Origin of the sequence: Paraburkholderia sp. SOS3, from assembly GCF_001922345.1 — a bacterium.
Taxonomy (GTDB): domain Bacteria; phylum Pseudomonadota; class Gammaproteobacteria; order Burkholderiales; family Burkholderiaceae; genus Paraburkholderia.
On the sequence record NZ_CP018812.1, the window covers coordinates 1571291 to 1592736 of the forward strand.

The window sequence follows — 21446 nt, forward strand, 5'->3', positions numbered from 1 at the left end:
AGTGATCAGAACAGGCCGTATGACTGAATGCCCGATGGCGCGCAAATAGAACGAGCATCGAACGCAGGGCTGCGTTCGATTCCCGCCGGTCAATCATGACCTTGGACGTTCTCGTGCTGTTACTCGCCGCTCAACGCCATTCTTTCGCGCATCTTGACGAGCGCGAGCACCACGTCGATAGTCGGCGTCGGCTCGCCGACCAGGCGGCCCATTTCCTGCACGACAGTGAGAAGCGGATCGATCTCCATTGGCCGGCGATGCTCGAGGTCGACGAGCGTCGACGTCTTGTGCGCACCAACCGAACCCGCACCGTCGATGCGCCGTTCGATGTCGACGCGGAAGTGCACGCCGAGCGGCTCGGCAATGCGCTGAGCTTCAGCCATCATCGTGCGGCACACGTTGCGCGTGCCTGGATCGCCCGCGAGCAGATCGAGCGTCGCGTGCGTTAGCGCGCTAATCGGGTTGAAGCACAGATTGCCCCACAGCTTGAGCCAGATTTCATCGCGGATTTTGTCGCGAATCGGCGCATCGAAGCCGGCCGCCTGCATCATTTCATGAAGCGCCTGAATACGCGGCGTGCGCTCGCCGCTCGGTTCGCCGATCGGAAACTTCTTGCCGTATACGTGTTTGATCACACCCGGTTCGATGATTTCCGCTGCCGGATACAGCACGCAGCCGATCGCGCGTTCCGGTCCAAGCTTGTTCCATTGCGTGCCGTCCGGGTCGATGCTCGACAGCCGCGTGCCTGCGAACTTGCCGCCATGCTGATAGAAGTACCAGTACGGAATGCCGTTCACGCCGGTGATGACGGCGGTGTGCTTGCCGAGCAGCGGCTGCATCGCATCGACGACGCCCGGAACCGAGTGCGCCTTCAGCGTGATGAGCACGTAATCCTGTACGCCGAGTTCGCTCGGGTCGGACGTGCAACGAACACGCGCGGACACTTCCTCGCCGTCCATCAATACGCGTACGCCGTGCTCGCGCATTGCAGCGAGGTGCGGACCGCGCGCAACGAAACTGACATCCGCACCGGCGCGCGCGAGTTGCACGCCCATCAACGCTCCAATCGCCCCTGCTCCAAAAACACAGATCTTCATGATGTTCGCCCTAATGACATTGAAAACCCGCTTGCCTCCTGTGCCGGCTTAATAGTTCTTGCCGATGCCGGCATCTTTCGGTGCGTGCTGCGAGCGCAAAGCGCGTCGAGCGTCACGCATCCGTAACAGGCGATATAGTGAGCATAGGGGCCTGCATCGATTGAGGACAGTTAAAGTTTATCGCCAAATGCATTAGTAATTACTTATGCGTGCCGACGACCTGCGGCCGAGGACATCAGCTTTGCGCGCGCCGCACCAGCAGAAAGCTCACACCGATTGCGCCGAGGAACATCCCGCAGCAGCGATTGAACCAGCGCCGCACGCCGGCGCGCGTGAGCCATTTGCCGAGGTACATGCCTGCTCCCGCATAGAGCGCGATAGCGAGCCATTCGAGAACGAGAAAGCTTGCGCCGAGCACGGCGAATTGCTGCAGCATCGGCTTCGCGATGTCGACGAATTGAGGGAGAAACGCTGTAAACACGAGAATGGCCTTCGGATTTCCCGCAGCGACCAGGCATTCCTGACGCGCGATGCGAAGGAGCGACGCATCTTCGTGTTCGCGTTGCGCATCGAGCGGCACCGCATCGCTTCGCCACAATTGAATGGCGAGCCAGATCAGATACGCGGCGCCGGCGAGTTTGATTGCGAGGAAGAACACTTCCGACGCGTGCAGTACGACTGCGAGACCCGTTGCGGCGAGCACCAGCATCAAGGCGAATGCGACGAGGCGACCCGTGCCTGCGACGAACGCGGTCGTGAATCCATGGCGTGCCGCAACGTTGATCGACAACAGATTGTTCGGTCCTGGAGCCATGTTGATTGCAAAGCATGCGGGCAGGAAAAAGAGCCAGGCGGTGAAGGACATGATGATCGTATGTTGTCGAACGAAATTAAGGGCTGGAAAACGACACCCCCAAGCTTCGCGCTTCTAGCGTCATGCGCACGTGTCGTTTCAGCAGTGAAGGGCTTTCATTGTAGCGGCAGCGTCTTCGCGTTTTAGTGCGTCGGCGTATGTTCCGATGATTGACACGTGTGTGCGTTCATACAAAAACTCAGGAAATGTCCTATTCACGTAATGCGCATTCGCCACTAGACTGTTGCCTTCTTTGCCGGGCTGCGTGGCGCGATGAGGTGAACTTTCATGTGTTCGTCGTAAAGATCGGTTCAATCCGTTCACTTCATTCGTAGTACGTCACGCCGATGCCGTGCGTTAATCGCACTGCCGCTCACGCCCGCAGCCTTTCTGTTTCGACTGCGAGATATCCACGTGACGGTACGCCTACGTTCTTCTCTCGCGCACGGTCAGCGTATGTCTCCCAAGGCTTCGCTTCCAGCGCGTCTCCAACACAATCCGCTGTTCACCGCCGCTGCACGCGCGGCATTTCTGATCGGCATTGCAGCCAGTTGCGGGCTTCCCGCGGCTTCCGGCGCGCCGACACTCGTCGCCGCCCACATGGCCTTGCACACGCCGTTCAGCGGTACCACGAATGTACCGTCGCGCGCGACGCAAGCCGATCAATTGGCGCAGACGGCGAACGAGCCGCAGCGCGAAGCGAACGTCGCGACCGATGCATCCGATCTGCGCGATGCCATCGGATCGCTGTGGGCGACCCGTGGCGATAAGCCGGCATCATCCGAGACGACGTTGCGCTACGGCGCGCCGATCCTTGCGTCGATGTGCGGCTCGGCGCCCGCGCTGTGCGTACCCGACGAATACCTCGACGCGGTACGCAACTGGCCGGTCGACGGCAACGCCGATAGCGAAGCGGGCGGCGACGCGTCACGCTTCCCGCTTGCCAGTGCATCGTCATGGGCGCCCTCCGAGGCGCGCGACGAATCGCGCTTCGTCACGCGCTCGGGACCGATCGAGCACGATTTACACGACGCGCTGACTCAAGCCGGTTTGCCGGCCGATATCGTCGCGCAGCTCGATCATCTGTTCGCGGGCCGGCTCGACGCGGCTTTCGCCACGATGCCCGGCGACGGGTTTCGCATCATCTACGAGCGTGCCGATCTGTCGGATGCGGTCACGCGTCATCCGCGCCTTACTGCTGCGGAAGTCCGGCTCGGCGATCGCACCTACACAGCGCTCTGGTTCGTCGCGCCCGGCAGCACGCATGGCGAGTACTATGCGTTCGACGGCAGTCTGCTGCCTGGTGAGCCGTTCGCGATGCCGGTCGATTACGATCGGATCAGTTCGCCGTTCGGCGTGCGCATGCATCCAGTGTTCGGCGAGGAACGCTTTCACACCGGCGTCGACCTGACTGCTCGTTCCGGGGCGCCAGTGCTCGCGGCCGCGGCCGGCACGGTCGAATTCGTCGGCGTGCGCAGCGGCTACGGCCGTCACATCGTGATCGATCATGGCGACGGCTATACGACCTGCTACGCGCATCTGTCCTCGTTCGCGCGCGGTTTGCGCAAGGGCATGAAGATCTCGCAAGGCGAGCGCATCGGCGCGGTCGGCCGCACCGGCGTCGCAACCGGCCCGCACCTCCATTACGAAGTGCGAATCAACGACGAGCCAGTCGACCCGCTCAAGTTGACTGAACGCGACTTCACGGCACCGCTTACCCCCGCGCAGCGCTTCGCGCTGACGCAGGCCGCGGGAGCTGCGCAGGAGCAATTGACCGCGATGTCCGAAAGCAGCACGCGCCTCGCTTCGACCCGGCCTGCGCCGCTTTTCTAAGTGCAATGCGATGCGCGCCGCGATTCGCCTGCGGTCACGCGGACAGCGGGCGTGTTTGACACGCCGCCGGCCGCTTTGCGCGGCAGGACTATCCGTCATCCTTAGAATTTCGCGCGCCGGGCACGGTCTACGCCGTGCTGCACAGAGGAGTGTTCGTTCTCGAACGTAGAAGTGCTACGATGCCCTGACGACGATGATGGAGGTGGAAATGGCTACCTATGCTATCGATGCCGTACGCATTAACCCGAGTACGGACCGCGTCACCCACGTTCGCTGGGCACTCGTCAACCCAAAAACGAACGAGTGGTTGTCGCCGCAAGAGATCGTCGAGGTATCGGACGTCGTCCATGCGATTCATGCAGGCAATGCGGTCTGGTCGCTATTTACGCTAGGCGGAATGAAACTGCTCGGGCCGAAAATCAAAACCGTTGCCCACACCGATGGCCTCGACGGCATCGACACCGATATTCCCGACGGCCACGTCGAGAAATTCATGGACGACCTGCCACGGGTCTGACTCTTCGACCGTTATCTCTATTGCGGTGCGCCATGCAGCGATTGCAAGACGTGCGGCGCTCCACCGTCGTTTGAAAGAAGCTCGCGTTGCGTCGCACAGCCCGATTTGGACCGTGTCGGTGCGACGGTGCGGACGTTCGAGGAGAGACGCGATGACGCACATGTTCGACGAAGGCCTTGGCCGCTGCGAAGCGAACTACGTGCCGCTCACGCCGATCGATTTCATTGCGCGCGCCGCCGAGATTTACGGCGATCGCCCAGCCATCGTATACGCCGACGTGCGGCGCAACTGGCGCGAAACGCACGAGCGCGCATGCCGCCTCGCAAGCGCGCTGCAACGCGCGAACATCGGCCGCGGCGACACGGTGGCAGTGCTGCTGCCGAATATCCCCGCGATGATCGAAGCGCATTTCGGCGTGCCGATGGCCGGCGCCGTGCTTAATACCATCAATACGCGGCTCGATATCGCATCGATTCTTTTCATGCTGCGCCATGGCGAGGCGAAGTTGCTGATCGTCGATAACGAATTCGCCGAACTCACTCAGCGCGCCGCGCTCGAATTGCCGTCGCTGCGCATCGTCAGTGTCAGCGATACGCTGCCTGCCGATGCACTCGCGTTTTCGCGTGCGACCGATTACGAAGCATTCCTGCTCGACGGCGACCCGCGCTTCGTCTGGACGCCGCCCGCCGACGAATGGGACGCGATCGCGCTGAACTACACGTCGGGAACGACGGGCGATCCGAAGGGCGTCGTCTATCACCACCGCGGCGCATATCTGAACGCGCTCAGCAATATTCTCGAATGGGACATGCCGAAGCATGCCGTGTATTTGTGGACACTGCCGCTTTTCCACTGCAATGGCTGGTGTTTTCCGTGGACAATCGCGGCGCGCGCAGGTGTCAACGTCTGCCTGCGCAAGTTCGACGCGAAGACGGTGTTCGACCTGATTCGTCGCGAGCGCGTGACGCACTATTGCGGCGCGCCGATCGTGCAGAGCGCGCTCGCAAATGCACCTGCCGAATGGCGCCAGGGGATCACGCATCAGGTGTCGACGATGGTGGCAGGCGCACCGCCATCTCCCGCGGTCATTGCGCGAATGAAGGAAATCGGCTTCGATCTCACGCACGTCTACGGCTTGACCGAGGTGTATGGGCCCGCGTCTGTCTGCGCGAAGCAGCAGGGCTGGGACGCACTATGCGACGATGACCGCGCACGCATGAACGCGCGCCAGGGCGTGCGATATCACCTGCAGGCGGCCGCGGCCGTGCTCGATCCGCAAACGCTCGAACCGGTGCCGTGCGACGGCGCAACGCATGGCGAGGTCATGTTTCGCGGCAATATCTGTATGAAGGGCTATTTGAAAAACCAGCACGCGACCGCGGAGGCATTCCGCGGCGGCTGGTTTCACACCGGCGATATCGGCGTGCTGATGCCGGACGGCTACTTCCGCATTACCGACCGCAGCAAGGACATCATCATCTCGGGCGGCGAGAATATCTCGAGCATCGAAGTGGAAGACGCGCTGTACCGGCACCCGGCGGTGTCGGTGGCGGCGGTGGTCGCGATGCCCGATGCGAAGTGGGGCGAAGTGCCGTGTGCGTTTATCGAGCTCAAAGAGGGTGCGCGCGCCACAGCCGATGAGATGATCGCGCACTGCCGGATGCTGCTTGCGGGCTACAAGGTGCCTAAAGCCGTGTTTTTCGGTGAATTGCCGAAAACGTCTACCGGCAAGATCCAGAAGTTCGAACTGCGTGCACGCGTAAAATCGGCACACGCAATCGATGTTTCAAATCCCGTCACAGTCCCGCGCGGTGCGCGGTAAAAATCAGCCGCAGGCCGAGCGCCGCAATCGCCGTCGCGGCGAGGCGATCGATGCCCTTCTTCGCTTTCGCGTAAAGCTCGCGCGCGTGGCGGCTCGAAAAGAACACGGCAACGAGCGTGTACCAGCCGGCTTCGATCGCAAACACTGCAGGGGGCAGCACGGCATACGACCATGCCGGCGGGTGTTGCGGCAGCAGCGCGGCAAAGATACTGCCATAGAAAATCGCAGTTTTCGGATTGCTCAGTTGCGTAGAGAGACCGACCCAGAACGAGCGCCGCGTATCGCCGCGCGCGTCGGTCTTCATGCCGTCGAACGTGAGCGGCGCGGCCGCGCCGCGCCATATCTTCGACGCGATATAAATCAGATAAAGGCCGCCAGCGATTTTTAAGCTCACATATAGCCATTCGACCGCGGCCAATACCGTGTAAAGACCCAAAAGCGCGATGCCGCTAAAGAACACGCCGCCAATGCCCATCCCTAGTGCGGTAGCAAGGCCGTCGCGTCGCGACAGACCGATAGCGTTGCGTGCAACCACGAGAAAGCTGGGGCCGGGACTCATGGCGCCGATCAGCAGTGCGCCGAGGATCGCGGCGATGGCGGCTTGAGCGGTCATAAAATGTCCTCCGTGAGATGGTTTTGCTAAATCGCAATGCAGGCGCGATGACGCGACGAACAGGCTTGCACGATAGCATGTCCTCGACGGGCCGCCGCCGCAGCGCTGTGCAAAAGAATATTTTTTGCTCGGGTCAATAAAGAATTTATACCGGCGGAAAAACCGGCGCGCTGTCCGCAAACATCGAGCCGGCGCGGTTCTTGCCGTTGCACTGCACGATTGTCCGTCACCTGGCGCTGCGTAAAATCAGTGTAGAATCGCAGGCAAATCAGAGAAGCGACCCGCGACGCACTGGGTTCCATCAGCGAACGCTCGCCACGGCCATGCCGCATATGATTCACGCACACCACTCATCTGACGCGCAAGGTAAATCGCGGGCGGGCATTCGCCGTCAATCAGGCTTGTTGGGTATGGCCGGTATTCCTGTATCGTCAGGGCCGCTTGCCTCGTCCGTCTGGTTCGTCTAAAGGCTTCGCTGAAATGGCGAAGCCTTTGTGTTTTATAACGCGCGCAAATCGAGCCGCGATATCGATACTTTATGAAAGAACGAGAGGAACATCGATTGTTCGACGCCGACGGTGAGGCGCGCGACCGGCTGATCGTGTGGATCAGACGCCGCATGGAAGAGTACGGTATTTCAATCGAAGCGTTGGCCGCAGCGCTAACCGAAGATGCGGCGACTCCGAAATACCGCGACGCTTACGGCAACACATGGGACGGCAAGGGCGAACGCCCGGACTGGCTCACGCGCGCGATCAACGCGGGGCAGGATATCGAGCATTTTCGTTGTTAGGCGGCTCGACGAAAAAAGCCCGCGAAAAAAAGCCCGCTTATGCGGGCTGAAAAAACTGCTAGGAGTTTCGTTGCGAGATGACTCGCAGGCCGGACTTTACCGCCGCAATGTGAAAGCTGCGTGACTCTTCCGCTGCTTGCAATGGGGCGGACCGGACCCTGCATGTGACGCATTTGACAGGGCGCCTGTGAATGTTACGGTGCGCATGAGGTGGGTGGGGCGCCGATCGCGGAGGTCGGCGCGAGCGAACGCGCTGAGCGTTGGAGCTCCGTTGCCGGCGTGTCCGCATAAGCGAGGACAGTGTGAATTCAAGCGAAGACCAGCTGATCGACGAAACTCCACGCGCGGCGCGCGCGCAACCGGCGAAGCCGTTTAGCGGCAGCGCCGCCCTGCTGCAGCGGCTCGAAGCCGATCTGCGCGGGCGCGTGCGAGGCGAAGTGCGCTTCGATCAGGGTTCGAAGGCGCTTTACGCAGCCGATGCGTCGAATTACCGGCAGGTGCCGATTGCCGTCGTCGTGCCGCAAGATATTGACGATCTGATCGCGACGATCGCCGCCTGCGAGCGCAACGACGTGCCGGTTCTGCCGCGCGGCGGCGGCACATCGCAGAGCGGGCAGTGCGTCAACGTCGCGGTCATTGCGGATGCGAGCAAATTCGTCAACCGCATCGTGTCGGTCGATCCGGCGGCACGCACGGCGATCGTCGAACCGGGCGTGGTCTGCGATTCGTTGCGCGACGCAGCCGAGCAACATGGCCTGACATTCGCGCCGGACCCGGCGACTCATAGCCGCTGCACGCTCGGCGGCATGATCGGCAACAATTCGTGCGGCGCGCACTCGGTCATGGCCGGCAAGACGGTCGAAAACATCGAAGCGCTCGAAGTGCTGACCTACGATGGCGCGCGTTTCTGGGTTGGCCCCACGTCCGAAGACGAACTCGCGCGCATCATTGCCGCGGGCGGTCGTCAGGGCGAGATCTATGCGGCGCTCAAAGCGCTGCGCGACCGGTACGCTGCGCAGATTCGCGCGAAATTCCCGCAAATAAAGCGCCGTGTCTCGGGCTTCAACCTCGATCAATTGTTGCCGGAGAACGGCTTTAACGTCGCGCGCGCACTCGTAGGAACCGAAGGCACGTGCGCTGTCACGCTGCAAGCGAAGGTGCGCCTCGTGCATAGTCCGGCGCAGCGCGTGATGCTGGTGGTCGGCTTCGACAATATTTACGTCGCGGCCGACGCCGTGCCGCATTTCATGCGCTTCAAGCCAATCGCGATCGAAGGACTCGATCGTGTGATGATTCGCGGCTTGCAGGCGCGCGGCCTGAAGGCCGAGGAAATTGCGTTGCTGCCGCCGGGCGACGCGTGGGTCGTGCTCGAATTCGGCGCCGATACGCAGGAGGCCGCCGTGCACGCCGCACAGGAAGCGGCGCGTTATTTCGAAGCAGGGCAGGCCGGTCCCAATGTGTCGACGAAGCTGGTCGAGGCGCGCGCGCTGCAAAACAAGGTGTGGTCGATTCGCGAGACGGGTGCCTCGGCGGTCGCATTGACGATCGAGCCCGGCAGTCCCGATCCGGTGGTCGGCTGGGAGGACGCCGCTGTCGACCCGATGCGGCTCGGCGATTATCTGCGCGCATTTCAGGCGTTGGTCGACCGTTACGGCTACGAGACGTCGCTATATGGCCACTTCGGCGACGGCTGCGTGCATGCGCGCATCACATTCGACTTGCGCACGCACGAGAGCATCGGCCACTGGCGCGAATTTCTGCGCGAGGCGGCGCATCTGGTCGTCGAGTTCGGCGGCTCGCTGTCGGGCGAGCACGGAGACGGTCAGGCGAAGGCCGAGTTCCTGCCCGTGATGTATGGCGACGAACTGATGCAGGCGATGGAGCAGTTCAAGGCGATCTGGGATCCTCAGCACCGGATGAACCCGGGCAAGGTCGTGCATCCCTACCGCGCCGATGAGAACCTGCGCATGGGTCCGACGTACAAGCCCGTCACGATACAAACGAAGCTCACGTTCGCGAGCCGCGAGGGCGATGGCTTCCGGCGTGCCGTCGAGCGCTGCATCGGCATGGGCAAATGCCGCTCGCTCGAAGGCGGCACGATGTGTCCGAGCTATCGCGCATCGCGCGAGGAAGCGTATTCGACGCGCGGCCGCGCACATCTGTTCTGGGAGATGCTGCAAGGCGAGACGATCAAAGGCGGCTGGCAAAGCGAAGAGATCAAGGAGGCGCTCGACACCTGCCTTGCGTGCAAGGGCTGTAAATCCGATTGCCCGACACATACCGATATGGCGTCGTATAAGGCCGAGTTCTTCTCGCATTACTACGAGAAGCATCGCCGTCCGCGGCAAGCATGGTTTATGGGGCGCATCGGCGAATGGGCGCCGTTTGCCGCGCGCGTCGCGCCGCTCGCGAATCTGATGACGTCGGCGCCGCTGATCGGCCCGATCGGCAAATGGGTCGCGGGCGTGGCACAGGCGCGCCGGTTGCCCGCATTCGCGCGACGCACGTACCGGCAGATCGCAGCGCAACAGCAGCAGAAGACGACCTCGAACGCAGCCGGCCATACAGGCAGCGCGCTCGACGCGCGCGGTGCATCGGCAAATAAGGTCATTCTGTGGGTCGATACGTTCAACGACCATTTCACGCCCGAGATCGCCTCGGCGGCAGCCGATGTGCTGACGCGTCTCGGTTTCGAGGTCGTTCTGCCGAAGAAGCGCCTGTGTTGCGGCCGGCCGCTGTACGACTTTGGCCTGCTCGATCGCGCGCGCGAACTGCTCGTGAACGTGCTCGACGATCTCGCCGACGACATTGCCGCCGGCGTACCGCTCGTCGGGCTCGAGCCCGGCTGCCTGTCGGTTTTCAAGGACGAATTGCTCAAACAGCTGCCCGACAGTGACGCAGCGCGGCGCCTGTCCGCGCAGACTTTCCTGTTCTCCGATTTCGTCGCGCGACAGCCGTTCGAGTGGCCGAAACTCGATGCGCAAGTCATCGTGCACGGTCATTGCCATCAGAAGACGCTGTTCGGCATGCAAGGCGACACGGCGCTACTCGAGCGCCTTGGCGTGCAGTGGAAGTTGCTCGATACCGGTTGCTGTGGCATGGCGGGTTCGTTCGGTTTCAACGAAGCGCACTACGCAATGTCGGAGAAGATCGGCGAAGACAAGCTGTTCCCTGCCGTACGCGCGGCTTCGCAACAGACGATCGTCTTGACCAACGGCTTTAGCTGCCGCGAGCAGATCGAACATGGGACAGGCCGGCATGCGCTGCATATCGCGCAACTTGCGCAGCGGGCGCTCGCGCAAGGTTCGGCGCAAGCGAGTCGCGCGACGGCGGCGACCGCGGTCTAGAGCAGTTGTGCGGAAACAGCCGGCCGGCTACTTTTTCCTGGCCGGTTCGGCGTTCGGCTGCACGAATTCGGCGCCCGTCGCCACCCACAGCACGTCGGCGTCCTCTTCGCTCGTCGACACCGCCGCGTGACCGGTACGGCTATCGAAATAGATGCTGTCGCCAGCATTCAGATGCGTCGGTGCGTACAACTCCGAGTACAGGCACACGCTGCCGCTGATCACATAGAGAAACTCTTCGCCTTCGTGGCGGCCCCAATCGTCGAACGCATCGAGCGTGTGCGCGGAAATGCGGATGCGAAACGGCAGCATCGCCTTGTGGGCGAGATCCGTCGCCAGCAATTCCATCTGATAGCCGCGGTACGCGTGACGCTGCCCCCCATTCTTGCGCGTGACTGCACGGCGGCCGCCTGCGCCTGATTTCTGCGTCGCGCCGAACAGGTCGGTCAGATCGATTTTGAGGCCGAGCACGATCTTTTGCAGCACGTCGAAGGTCGGCGACATCAGCCCGTTTTCCACTTTCGACAATGTGGAGCGCGACACGCCGCACAGGCGGCTCGCGTTTTCCAGCGTCAGATCGAGCGCGACCCGCGCGGCGCGCACGCGCCGGCCGAGGTCAGACGTCGCGGACTCGGCGGGTTTGGCGGAAGCGGTATCCATGTGCGTGGCGTGTGTGGGAGACGGTTGGCGGCGCACGATAGAGAGAGGTCGCCGTACGACTGCCGCATTGATCGGCTCAGGCGAGCGGCTCAGTCCATCGGCTCAGTACCGGTGCAATCGATCCGTCGTTGTTTCCGATAATAACATCCGAATTGCGAGCGGCTGGCGCGCGTGCCTCGAACCACGAATACAGGGGTTGCCAGCGAGCGCGCCGTGTTTCCCATCGGAAAACAGCGGACGCGCCGCTACATCGCGCAGATCATTCACACAACTGTCACACATGACGCGCGATGCGATTGCCGCCTTGCCGCGCTCTCAACAGGCAGCGAGGCCGACTATTCCGCCGAACGGCATTAATTGACTGCGGAGGTTCGTGTCGCCGCGCGCTCCTTCGCTACTGTGCTCGTTCAACCTGCCCAATAGGCTAAAAATGCACCTATGCGAGTTTGGTGCCGGAACCTGGCGGGACACGCCACCAAACTTGCATGGGGTGCAATCAGAACGGATGGGCGACGACGGCTTCGCTGATTCTCGCAGACGCGACCGTGGCGGGCCGCGTTTTGACGAGGTCGAACACGTAGCCGATCGAATAGACGGTTTTGAGCTGGAGATTACTGTGCTCACCGAGCGACAGTTTGCTGCGGAGCTTGTAGATATGCTGCTCGATCGAACGGCTCGCGATGATCGCCTCCTTGCCCCAGACCGCGCGCGCAATCTGTTCGCGCGTGAGGAGCGTGCCGGCGTTCGCGAACAGCAGCCATGCGAGCGTCAGTTCGCGCGCGGTCAGCTTGATGTGCTGGCCGTTGATGCTGATCGCACTCGTCGAACGGTCGATCGTGTATTCGCCGAGCGAAATGCGGCTGTCGGAATGCGTGCCGCCGCCGTTCTTCGCGATCGTGCGGCGCGCACGCGCCAGCACTTCCTTTGCGCTCGGCGTGCCGACCGCTATCTCGTCGACGCCGGCGTCGAGCGCCTCGATGATGCTGTCCGTGTCCCACGACTGGCCGATCATCATCACCGGCAGGTCGCGGCGGAAGTGGCAGGCGCGCCACGACAGCACGCCCCGGCCGGCGGCGACGCTTCGGCCCGCGTCGAACAGCACGAGCGCCGCATCGTGACGTTCGAGAAAACGGATCAACGGAAGCTCGCTCGTAAAGCGGATGCAGCGGTAGTTGCCGTCCTCTTCGAATGCCTTGTCGATCTCGCGAAACAAGTGGTCGTTTTGTGTGTAAAAGGCAATCTGCATGATTTCTCCGTAACGATCACCGCGCTTCGCAATGAAGCGCAATCCACCCCGGCGGGTCAGGTCCATGGTCGTTGGCTACGAACGGTCGTCGCGTCGTGCTCTGTCCAACACAACACGCGATAGAGGGGGCGTATTCCCACTTTGCATCCGAAAGCTGCACATCTGATCGCGCGAAGTGTTGCCTCACACGCAAAGCCGAAAGTTATTCGGCAAGCGTACGGAAAATGAAAGAAAGTGCCGGGAAGCGAACCTTCGAGGGTCGTCAATCCTCAACAATGCTCAAGTTCATGTAACGTGCGGGATTATTGAGAATCCCGGCCGACGATTTGGCTACATTGGGTTCCGTTGCGGTGTTCGGGTTTGCCCGGGCACCCGGACGTTTGACACGTCCGCACAGAATCGCCAACGGAGCCCGCCATGCTTGCCACCTTCTACTTCCCCTACGTCTCGATGTTGACGTCGACATCGATCCCTCCCGCATTGACCGAGCTCATTTCCGAGGGCCGGATACAGGCCGCCGCCGCCCAGGCGTCGCGCCACGTCGACACCTGCGATCCCGATCTGCTTCCCGGCCTGCTGCAATTGCACGGCGATCTACAGATGGCGGTCGGCATGGATGTCGATGCCGAGGAGTCGTACCGGGAAGCGCAGAAGCTGATGCGCGCGTCGAAGGAACAGGTGCGATTCGCGTCTTGCCGCAACGCCGGCTGGCAGGCGCTGTTCCGCTGCCGCTACGGCACGGCGATGTCGTGCTTCATGCGCCTCGTCGACCAGCCGGGCAGCGAACTGGCGCTGCGCCTCGAAGGCTACTTCGGCATGTTCGGCGTGCTGTTCGGCCTTGGCCGTCTACGGGATGCGGACGGCGTACTCGACGCGCTCGACGATCTGATCGACGATTCGAGCACGACGCTCAAAAACGCACGCGGCTGGCGCGAACTGCTGACGGCCGTGCGTTTCGACGTCGCCACGCAAAGCGAGCTGCGCTCGCATCCGGAGTTGAGCGACCACGTATACTGGCAATCGGGCCTTGCCGGCGAGGGTGCGCCGCGCATCGCGCCGATGCAGGGTACGACGCCGCGCGTGAGCACATACACGGTGCAGATGCCGCTCCTGCGCGCACGCACCGATTACCTCAAGCAGCTGATGCAGCTCGCGAACGGCCAGCGCGACGTCGGCCATGTGCTCGGCGCACATGCGGACTGGGCGGGTAAGCAAGGTATCGCGAGCTACCAGGGCGCGGTGCGCATCGAGATCGTGCTCGCGAGCCTCGCCGGCGGCGCGCCCGCGCTGGCCGAATCGATCCTCACGCTGCTCAATGCGGAAGTGCGGATGCCGCAAAGCCATCGACAGCTCGAGTATCTGTACTGCTTCGCGAAGCTGCGCCATCAGCAGGAGCGCAACGCGGAATCGCTGCGCGTCTACACGCGCTATGCGCTGACGGCGATGCGCTGCATTCGTGACGAAGCGGGCGCGCTCGCGCGTTACGCGCAGCGCACGGTGCGTGTGCCGGAGCAACTCGACGATATCGGCGCGCGGCTGCCTGCGCGTTATCGCCGCGCGTACCGGTATCTGGTCGATAATCTCGATCGCAAGGATCTGTCGATTCGCGAGATCGCCGGTGAAATTGGTGTGACCGAGCGCGCGTTGCAAAGCGCGTTCAAGAGCAGCCTCGGTTCGACGCCGAGCGAGATCGTGCGCCGCCTGCGCATGGAACGCATCCGCGCCGAATTGCAGACATCCGAAGGTGCACACGAAAACGGCATTCTCGCCACGGCGAACAAGTGGGGCGTCAGCAACCGCTCGACGCTCGTGAACAGCTATCGCCGCGAGTTCAACGAAGCGCCTTCCGATACGCTGAATCGCTAGGCCAGGCAGCGGCATTTCGCTTTAAACGGTGTTCCCATTGGTGATGACGCATGCGCGTCATCGCCTTCTTTTTTTGTGCTCGCGCACGCCGCGATTGACGAAACGGATGGTGTGAGCCGACCTGGTCGCTTAGCCGAAAGCGGGAAGGCTCGAGCGGCTAAGCGTTTCTGGTCTCGCTGATCTGGAAAGAGCGGGCTAACCTAGCGTGCGGTGCTCCGCCGAAGCCGAATTGGCCTTGCCGAACAGTTGATCGACGCCTTGCCCGGAGATCTGCTTGCCGATCGCCATCAGATCAAGGCCCTTGTTCTCCCCGCCGACAAGGGCGTAGTGCAACTCGTCCTGCCGCCACGTGACGACGTTCATATCGGACACGGTCGCCTGCGCGACTGCCACGTCCGGCCGCATGTCTTTCATCACACACAATGCAACCGGCGGGCCTTCCGGAGGCAAATACTCGATCTGCACGAGCGGCTTGCCCTGAAAACGCAGACGCGTGACGCGCTTGAACGTGAGACCGGCAGAGCTCAGGTCGGGCACGCGCAACGATAGTTTGTCGTCTTGACGGATCTGCGCGACCGTTTGCGCGGACGTCTCGGTGTCGACGGGGCCGAACGCAACGGTTTCACGCGAATAAAGCTTCTGATAATCGACTACTGCCCGAATCCACGTCGAAGGTCCATTCGATGCGGTGGTCAACGCGCTCTGTGCAGGGTTGAGGCCCGGTGCGAGACGCAATACCCCGCCGAAACAGAACGCGCCTGCCACGAACGCCACCGCGAGCCACGCAGGCGCGACGCGCATTCGCGAACGCACGGGCGCAGACGGCGGCATTTTCGCGTCATGTTCAATGTGCGCGTCGTTCGCGCTGCGGTCCGACGACACAGGTTCGGATGCAGACGACGACGCAGATGCAGCGCTGGCCGGCGCCGTATGAGCGCGCGCCAGAGCTTCGATTTTTTTCGTCAGGCTTTCGGGGACCGGAGGCAGCTTCTGGTCGGCGAACGCATCGTTATACGGCAGACGCGATGCTGAAAACAGCGCTACACGCTCGGCCGCTTCGGGAGAAGCCGCGATCTCCTTTTCGATTTCCTGACGTTCGATAGGCGATAGGTCACCGTCGACATACGCCATGAGTAGCATGTCGTCCAGTTTCATGACACTTCGCCCTTGCTCTTAACCGCATTCTTCATTTTCTGGCCTTCCCGCACGCCGAAGTGCGCACCTATGGCCTGGCGTGCCCGCGACAAACGGCTCATGACCGTTCCGACTGGCACCTCGAGGACTTCTGCAGCCTCGCTATAGCTCAGGCCTTCCACCGCAACCAAAAGCATAACGACGCGTTGTGCTTCCGGCAAGCGTGAGACCGCATCGATGATCTGTCCGTTCATCACTTGAACTTCAGGCGAACGTGCAGCCGGGTCGGCAACGGTTTCGAGCAATGCGTCGTCCCATTGCATGCTGGAGCGGCTGCGCACGCTGCGTGCGCGCAACTCGTTGATCCATGTCGAATGCACAATAGAAAACATCCAGCTAAGCGGCGCCGTGCCGGGCCTTAACTGATGAGCACGCTCGAGAGCGCGCACGCACGCGCGCTGAACAAGATCCTCCGCATCGTGCTGATCACCGGTGATGCGCAGCGCGAACGCCCACAGGCGCGGCAGCATGCCCGGCAGGAGGCTGGGTAAGTCTGCGTCGGTCATCGACGGAGTTCCTCGTTTGTCCCTTGTAGTAATCGAAACGCGTCGTCCAAGGCGACGCTTGGTGCGGCCGTAGATGGGAACACACGGCAACATACGAGTTTAACTTCTCGTAATAAAGTCTGCTGAGCATTGCTTGTTCTAACGCTAACGTTTGCTTGAGTAACGAACTTCTTCCGACATGCGCCGGTAAAACGACTCCATATACGTGGCCGAGCGCGCAGCGAGCAGCGGGTCCGCGGACGGCTCGATACCGGCCGGCAAAACCAGCGGATCGAAATCGACGTTGCGGCAAGGCCCATCGATTTGCGCCTCCGCGTGGTCGATAACCAGTGTGCCCGCATCGATGCGCTCGCGATCAGGCGTTTGCGGCCAGACCCTCGTCGCATCGTTGATCGCATCGCCCGGCTGCGCGACCGCGAGCATCAGATGCCAGCGCAACGGACCGCGACCCAGCGTGTTGACGAGCCGATGCGCGAGAAAATCCGGATCGCGGCGTTGCGTCGCATCGACGGGCTGGTACGCAGCGTCGGGCACCATGCTCCAGCGCACGTATCGCGAAGTGCCGTCCGCTTTAACGAAGCGGAATGCGCTGACGCTGTAGTACGTTGCGTTGTCGAAGCCTGACGAAGCGGGATGTGCTCTGTTCCATTCACGAAATGCGCGCGCGTCCGGATGCTGTGCCTCGAACGCGGCGATGCGGGCGGGATCCGGCTTCCCGGTTGCTTTGTCCACGCGATGCGCCGCGAGTTCCGCTACGAACTCGTCCGGCGTCCTCACGGAAAAAATCGGCGCCGAGTTCATCGCAGTGCGCCACTCCTGTGCGTCCGGAACCGCGAAACGCAGTGCGAGGCTGCGTAGGCGCGATTCTCCGTCGGCTACGGTCGGATTCGTGCCCGGTACCGAAAAGCGTCCGACGACGGGAATCACGCCAGGCGCGAACACGTGTGCGCGAGAAAGCGCGGTGCCCGCACCGTTGCTTTCGAATCGGCCAGTGACGCAAATACCTTTAGCGTGATTACGGCGGAAACCCGGGTGCGGGCCCGTTACGGATTCGAATGTATTGACGATGCGCGTGGCCGAAAGCGGCGCGCGATGAATGGGCCAACCGACCCAGCCCGCGGAGAACGCATAAGCGAACGAAATCCCGCCGATCGCGACGACGATGATCGCGTAACGCAGCAGAAGCGATGGAGAAGCCCACCCTGCCTGCGACGCGTGCAACACTTTATTCAGGTACTCGAACGTTTTCGCCATCGATAATTTCCAGCCTGGCTCGGCCTTTGGTTCGTCGGGGCGATGGCCCGATGCGTTGCATCGGGCGAGGACCCGCCAGGACCTTTCGACGCTAACCCGCGCTTATGAAGCAGCGAGCGTCGTTCAGCGCGCAATCAGGCGGATGAGTATAGCCGAGCGCCGCCCTCCATGCAGCGTTTCGGGCGCATTTCAATTAGGGCTCGGATTAAAGACGGCGAATGCGATGGAGGGCGAACGAATGAGGCTGTTAAAGATGCTCAAGCGCTTTCGGGCTTTACGCCCCGCACATTCATTTCTGTCGGCTTGTTTAGTGCCAAATGGTCATTTGTTTAGTTCCGCGCGCCGGAGAGCGACGTCCGGCAGCGCTTTTCGTCTTGATTGTTTCGAAAATTGAATTAGCGATTCTTTATCGACGCGATTAACTTACGCATTAAAGAATAGCCGCGCGAGTTCGGCGCCCGGATCCTGCGCGCGCATGAACGCTTCGCCGACGAGGAACGTGTCGACGCCCGCATCGCGCATCCTCTCGACATCGGCGGGGCGCAAAATGCCTGACTCGGTGACGACGATCCGGTCTTCCGGAATGTCGCGCAGCATGCCTAGCGTGGTGTCGAGCGTGACCTCGAAAGTGCGCAGATTGCGGTTATTGATGCCCACCAGAGGCGTTTTTAGCGTCAATGCAACGTCCAGTTCTTCGCGCGAATGGACCTCGACAAGCACAGCCATCTTCAGCGAATGCGCAAGCGCTTCGAACTCGCGCATTTGCGCGGGTTCGAGTGCCGCGGCGATCAGCAGAATGCAGTCGGCGCCCATCGCGCGCGCTTCGTGGAACTGATAGGGGTCGACCATGAAGTCTTTGCGCAGCACGGGCAAGTTGCAGGCGTTGCGCGCGGCGGTCAGATCCGCCGGGGAGCCTTGAAAGAAGTTGCGGTCGGTCAGCACCGACATGCAGGCCGCACCGTGCCGCTGATACGACGCGGAGATCTGCGCGGGTTCGAATGGGTCGCGAATCAGTCCTTTGGACGGGCTTGCCTTTTTTGCTTCCGCGATGACTGCGGGCAGGCCGCTCGCATGCTTTGCGCGCAGCGCGCCGACGAAGTCGCGCACGGGTTGCACTTGTGCTTCGCGCTGCAATACCTCGATTGGCTTCGCTTGCCGGTTCGCGGCGATCTCTTCGCGCTTGACGGAAACGATTCTGGTCAGAACATCGGACATGGTGATCTCGCTGGGCTTCAAGGTAAGAAATAAAACGGTTCGTTCGCGCCGACACGCCGTGCACGAATGGAAGCCAATGCCGGGAGGGAAAGACATGGAGTGATCGGGCAAATCGTAAGCGCAATTCGATTTGCTTGCCATGAATCGGGATTGACTTGAGCCGTACATCCTTGACAGGCGTGTCGCCTATCTGAACAGCCGTACGCGCCCGATATTCCAGCGAAATGCAGTGATGCAAAGCACGCCGATTTGCGGCATGCGGCTCAATCGCGCCCGCGAAACGGGCGAATGGCGCGATTCAGTCCCGCATGCGTGCGGCGGATGTCACGAACCGCTGTACCAGTTGTAGCCCTGATCTTCCCAATAACCGCCCGGATATTCGTTGGTCACGAAGATCGCCGCGATATGTTTCGGGTTCTTGAAACCGAGCTTGGTCGGCACACGCAGTTTGAGTGGGTAGCCGTATTTCGGCGGCAGCGGTTCGCTGCCGAAGTCGAGCGTGAGCTGGGTCTGCGGATGCAGCGCGGTCGCCATGTCGAGACTCGTGTAATAGTGGTCCGCGCATTTGAAGCCGACATAGCGCGCGCTCGTATCGGCGCCGATGCGCTGCAGGAACGTACGAAACGGCACGCCGCGCCATTCGCCGATCGCGCTCCATCCCTCGATGCAAATGTGCCGCGTAATCTGCGAGGTTTGCGGCAGTTTGCGCAGACGCGCGAGATTCCAGTCGCTTTTATCGGCGACGAGGCCCGACACTTCGAGTGCATAGTCGGAACCGTCGATATCGGGCACGTTGTACTCGGGGTAAAACGCGTTGAACGGAAACGGCGTGGTGATCTGGCTCGCGGAATAGGTTGGCGCAAGCCGGTTCGGGTTGAACAGCCACGCCTGCACGCGATCGTTCCAGCGCGACATGGCCCATAAGACCTTGTCGACGGAATCGCCGTCCTGCATATTGCAGCCCGACAGCATGGCGAGCGCGCCGAGCGACAGCGACGAGCGCAGGAAAAGGCGCCGTTCGACGCGTTCGATTTGCGGCTTGTGATCGGCGAGTACGATGCGCTCGCGCAGCGGCTGCGCGCGGGAATCGCGGGCGGCGCCGGCGTCTGTCGCACTCACGTTTTGGTCGATGGGTTTGCGCGAAGAATTCATGCGTCGGTGCCTCCATGAACGACGCGTCGCGCGCGGCCGGTGATCATCGACGGCAGCGTGCGCGGAACAAGCAGGACAAGTGCGAGATGCACGACCACGAAGCCGACCACGCCGGCCATCGCGGCAAAATGCACGCGCCGCGCGAAGTCGTAGCCGCCGAAGAAGCCGGCGAGCCAGTAGAACTGCACCGGCTTCCAGATCGAGAGCCCCGACGCGACGAGCAGCACGCCCAGCAGCAGCACGACGATATACAGCAGCCGCTGTACTGCGTTGTAGACGCCCGTTTCGTGGGGCAGACGGAAGGTCGCCGCGCGCACGAAATCGCGCAGCACGTCGCGCGGATGAACGGGCAGGAAATGCTTGCGGAAATGCCGCGTCGCAAGGCCATGCATCAGATAGACGATGCCGTTCGCCACGAGCAGCCACATCGCGGCGAAATGCCATGCGATCGAGCCGCCGAGCCAGCCGCCGACGGTCGCCCATACGGGAAATCTGAACGGAAAGAGCGGCGACGCGTTGTAGATTGCCCAGCCGCTCATCACCATGCAGACCATCGCAAATGCGTTGACCCAATGCGTGATGCGCACGACGAGCGTGTGCACGACGACGCGTTGCGTACGCGTGCCCTTAGGTGCTTGTTCTGCCATCGAATGTGTGTCCCGCTTGAATCGCTTGAATCGATCGATCGCCGGCCGACATTCGGCCGATGAAACGGCGAAGCCGGCGGCCATCCCCGAAGCGAGCGGGTCAGGCGGCCGGCGTGATCGCGGCGCGCGCGTTTCTCCTGTCTGGCGAGATTGCGTTGCCGCTCGCGGCGTTGCTTACATCGGCGGCGTGACGCCGTTCTTACCCGCCGAAATGAAATTCGCCGTCAACGAACCGTCAGCTTCCTTGTGCGCAAACAGCACGACCTTCGCACCCGGCACGAGCAGCGACTTGTCACCCGGTTCGAGGTCGACGATAGGCACGTCTTCCGGCACGAAAATCTTCTTCTCGCCGCCCTTGTAGCTGACGGTAATCGTGCGGCCGTTGCTGACCTTGACGTTGCCGACCGTGCCGTTCGTCATCGAGCTGTTCTGGCCGAGATCCCACGGACGATGACCGTCGCCGGTGCCGCGCATGCTTTCCGGGAACACATGCACTTCGAGCGCCTTCAGCGTGCCGTTTGCCTGCGGGATCGCAGCGGTGCCGATGTAGCTGTTTGGCTTGATCTCGTTGATCTTCGCGAGCGTGACCGCACGGATCGGCGTGTCTTGCGGGACCTTTACGTCGAGGTCCTTACCGTCGCGCGTGTGCACTTTGAGCGCGTCGCCTGCAAACGACGTAATCGTGCCGCGCACGCCGGTCGGTTGTTGCGCGCTCTGCGCATAGGCAGCCGGGCCTGCGGCGAGAAACGCGCCGGCCGCGAGCGCCGGTGCGACGATATTGCGCATGAAACCGCCTGGAACAAGCTTCATCTGTTGCCTTACCGGTTGTTGAGA

Annotated in this window: 18 protein-coding genes; 6 read left to right on the forward strand and 12 right to left on the reverse strand. The window is 61.9% G+C overall.

Going from position 1 to position 21446, the window contains the following annotated elements; translation table 11 throughout:
* Positions 1-119: 119 nt before the first annotated feature.
* Complete coding sequence (locus tag BTO02_RS27060; protein WP_075160196.1) at positions 120-1097, reverse strand: 2-dehydropantoate 2-reductase; 978 nt, start codon at positions 1095-1097, stop codon at positions 120-122.
* Positions 1098-1332: 235 nt separating this feature from the next.
* The gene (locus BTO02_RS27065; protein ID WP_075160197.1) at positions 1333-1962 is read right to left on the reverse strand and encodes a LysE family translocator; all 630 of its coding nucleotides are present in this window, start codon (positions 1960-1962) and stop codon (positions 1333-1335) included.
* 444 nt (positions 1963-2406) lie between these two features.
* Between BTO02_RS27065 and BTO02_RS27070 the strand changes: the two genes are divergently transcribed.
* From BTO02_RS27070 to BTO02_RS27080, 3 genes are all read left to right on the forward strand, one after another.
* Entirely contained in the window at positions 2407-3783 is a 1377-nt protein-coding gene (locus BTO02_RS27070; RefSeq protein ID WP_083615402.1) for a M23 family metallopeptidase, read from the forward strand.
* 208 nt (positions 3784-3991) lie between these two features.
* Complete coding sequence (locus tag BTO02_RS27075; RefSeq protein WP_075160198.1) at positions 3992-4300, forward strand: hypothetical protein; 309 nt, start codon at positions 3992-3994, stop codon at positions 4298-4300.
* 151 nt (positions 4301-4451) lie between these two features.
* Positions 4452-6122 carry an acyl-CoA synthetase gene (locus BTO02_RS27080; RefSeq protein ID WP_075160199.1) on the forward strand — a complete coding sequence of 557 codons (1671 nt, stop codon included), beginning with the start codon at positions 4452-4454 and terminating at the stop codon, positions 6120-6122.
* Here the strand turns inward: BTO02_RS27080 and BTO02_RS27085 are convergent.
* On the reverse strand, positions 6097-6735 hold the full coding sequence (locus BTO02_RS27085) for a LysE family translocator (protein ID WP_075160200.1): 639 nt from the start codon (positions 6733-6735) through the stop codon (positions 6097-6099). The two genes, BTO02_RS27080 and BTO02_RS27085, sit on opposite strands and share 26 nt — an antisense overlap.
* Positions 6736-7273: 538 nt before the next feature.
* Between BTO02_RS27085 and BTO02_RS27090 the strand changes: the two genes are divergently transcribed.
* Together BTO02_RS27090 and BTO02_RS27095 are read left to right on the forward strand one after the other, a co-directional pair.
* Complete coding sequence (locus tag BTO02_RS27090) at positions 7274-7528, forward strand: H-NS family nucleoid-associated regulatory protein (RefSeq protein WP_075160201.1); 255 nt, start codon at positions 7274-7276, stop codon at positions 7526-7528.
* A 323-nt stretch (positions 7529-7851) separates the two neighbouring features.
* Positions 7852-10875 carry an FAD-binding and (Fe-S)-binding domain-containing protein gene (locus BTO02_RS27095; protein ID WP_198039339.1) on the forward strand — a complete coding sequence of 1008 codons (3024 nt, stop codon included), beginning with the start codon at positions 7852-7854 and terminating at the stop codon, positions 10873-10875.
* Between the two features lie 27 nt (positions 10876-10902).
* Here the strand turns inward: BTO02_RS27095 and BTO02_RS27100 are convergent, their stop codons facing one another.
* Entirely contained in the window at positions 10903-11532 is a 630-nt protein-coding gene (locus BTO02_RS27100) for a helix-turn-helix domain-containing protein (RefSeq protein ID WP_075160203.1), read from the reverse strand.
* A 496-nt stretch (positions 11533-12028) separates the two neighbouring features.
* A complete protein-coding gene (locus BTO02_RS27105; RefSeq protein ID WP_075160204.1) occupies positions 12029-12778 on the reverse strand; it encodes a winged helix-turn-helix transcriptional regulator in 750 nt (249 codons plus the stop codon).
* A 417-nt stretch (positions 12779-13195) separates the two neighbouring features.
* Here BTO02_RS27105 and BTO02_RS27110 point away from each other — a divergent pair, with 417 nt between their 5' ends.
* Positions 13196-14644, forward strand: coding sequence for a helix-turn-helix transcriptional regulator (locus BTO02_RS27110; protein ID WP_075160205.1), 1449 nt, complete (start codon positions 13196-13198; stop codon positions 14642-14644).
* Positions 14645-14839: 195 nt separating this feature from the next.
* Here BTO02_RS27110 and BTO02_RS27115 read toward each other — a convergent pair whose 3' ends face one another.
* The 7 genes from BTO02_RS27115 to BTO02_RS27145 all read right to left on the reverse strand — a co-directional run bounded on the left by BTO02_RS27115 (position 14840) and on the right by BTO02_RS27145 (position 21422).
* The gene (locus tag BTO02_RS27115; RefSeq protein WP_075160206.1) at positions 14840-15799 is read right to left on the reverse strand and encodes an anti-sigma factor; all 960 of its coding nucleotides are present in this window, start codon (positions 15797-15799) and stop codon (positions 14840-14842) included.
* Positions 15796-16344 carry an RNA polymerase sigma factor gene (locus tag BTO02_RS27120; protein WP_075160207.1) on the reverse strand — a complete coding sequence of 183 codons (549 nt, stop codon included), beginning with the start codon at positions 16342-16344 and terminating at the stop codon, positions 15796-15798. Before BTO02_RS27120 ends, BTO02_RS27115 begins: the two co-directional genes overlap by 4 nt.
* A 144-nt stretch (positions 16345-16488) precedes the next feature.
* Entirely contained in the window at positions 16489-17598 is a 1110-nt protein-coding gene (locus BTO02_RS27125) for a catalase family peroxidase (protein WP_083615403.1), read from the reverse strand.
* A 423-nt stretch (positions 17599-18021) separates the two neighbouring features.
* Positions 18022-18813 (reverse strand): indole-3-glycerol phosphate synthase TrpC, encoded by a 792-nt coding sequence (trpC, locus tag BTO02_RS27130; protein WP_075160208.1) that lies wholly within the window; start codon positions 18811-18813, stop codon positions 18022-18024.
* Between the two features lie 324 nt (positions 18814-19137).
* Positions 19138-19965: a molybdopterin-dependent oxidoreductase gene (locus BTO02_RS27135; protein WP_083615404.1), complete on the reverse strand. Its 828-nt coding sequence runs from the start codon at positions 19963-19965 to the stop codon at positions 19138-19140.
* Positions 19962-20612: a cytochrome b/b6 domain-containing protein gene (locus BTO02_RS27140; RefSeq protein WP_075161430.1), complete on the reverse strand. Its 651-nt coding sequence runs from the start codon at positions 20610-20612 to the stop codon at positions 19962-19964. The genes BTO02_RS27135 and BTO02_RS27140 overlap by 4 nt, the downstream gene beginning before the upstream one ends.
* Before the next feature lie 174 nt (positions 20613-20786).
* Positions 20787-21422, reverse strand: a complete 636-nt coding sequence (locus BTO02_RS27145; RefSeq protein ID WP_075160209.1) for a hypothetical protein — start codon at positions 21420-21422, stop codon at positions 20787-20789.
* Between the last annotated feature and the right edge of the window lie 24 nt (positions 21423-21446).

Excerpts from the sequence above, each read along its gene's own strand:
- BTO02_RS27075 (WP_075160198.1), top strand. The coding sequence starts at position 3,992 with ATGGCTACCTATGCTATCGATGCCGTACGCATTAACCCGAGTACGGAC.
- BTO02_RS27140 (WP_075161430.1), bottom strand. The coding sequence starts at position 20,612 with ATGGCAGAACAAGCACCTAAGGGCACGCGTACGCAACGCGTCGTCGTG.
- BTO02_RS27090 (WP_075160201.1), top strand. The coding sequence starts at position 7,274 with ATGAAAGAACGAGAGGAACATCGATTGTTCGACGCCGACGGTGAGGCG.
- BTO02_RS27125 (WP_083615403.1), bottom strand. The coding sequence starts at position 17,598 with ATGGCGAAAACGTTCGAGTACCTGAATAAAGTGTTGCACGCGTCGCAG.
- BTO02_RS27105 (WP_075160204.1), bottom strand. The coding sequence starts at position 12,778 with ATGCAGATTGCCTTTTACACACAAAACGACCACTTGTTTCGCGAGATC.
- BTO02_RS27115 (WP_075160206.1), bottom strand. The coding sequence starts at position 15,799 with ATGAAACTGGACGACATGCTACTCATGGCGTATGTCGACGGTGACCTA.
- BTO02_RS27135 (WP_083615404.1), bottom strand. The coding sequence starts at position 19,965 with ATGAATTCTTCGCGCAAACCCATCGACCAAAACGTGAGTGCGACAGAC.
- BTO02_RS27065 (WP_075160197.1), bottom strand. The coding sequence starts at position 1,962 with ATGTCCTTCACCGCCTGGCTCTTTTTCCTGCCCGCATGCTTTGCAATC.
- BTO02_RS27110 (WP_075160205.1), top strand. The coding sequence starts at position 13,196 with ATGCTTGCCACCTTCTACTTCCCCTACGTCTCGATGTTGACGTCGACA.
- BTO02_RS27100 (WP_075160203.1), bottom strand. The coding sequence starts at position 11,532 with ATGGATACCGCTTCCGCCAAACCCGCCGAGTCCGCGACGTCTGACCTC.
- BTO02_RS27145 (WP_075160209.1), bottom strand. The coding sequence starts at position 21,422 with ATGAAGCTTGTTCCAGGCGGTTTCATGCGCAATATCGTCGCACCGGCG.
- trpC (WP_075160208.1), bottom strand. The coding sequence starts at position 18,813 with ATGTCCGATGTTCTGACCAGAATCGTTTCCGTCAAGCGCGAAGAGATC.
- BTO02_RS27085 (WP_075160200.1), bottom strand. The coding sequence starts at position 6,735 with ATGACCGCTCAAGCCGCCATCGCCGCGATCCTCGGCGCACTGCTGATC.
- BTO02_RS27070 (WP_083615402.1), top strand. The coding sequence starts at position 2,407 with ATGTCTCCCAAGGCTTCGCTTCCAGCGCGTCTCCAACACAATCCGCTG.
- BTO02_RS27080 (WP_075160199.1), top strand. The coding sequence starts at position 4,452 with ATGACGCACATGTTCGACGAAGGCCTTGGCCGCTGCGAAGCGAACTAC.
- BTO02_RS27120 (WP_075160207.1), bottom strand. The coding sequence starts at position 16,344 with ATGACCGACGCAGACTTACCCAGCCTCCTGCCGGGCATGCTGCCGCGC.
- BTO02_RS27060 (WP_075160196.1), bottom strand. The coding sequence starts at position 1,097 with ATGAAGATCTGTGTTTTTGGAGCAGGGGCGATTGGAGCGTTGATGGGC.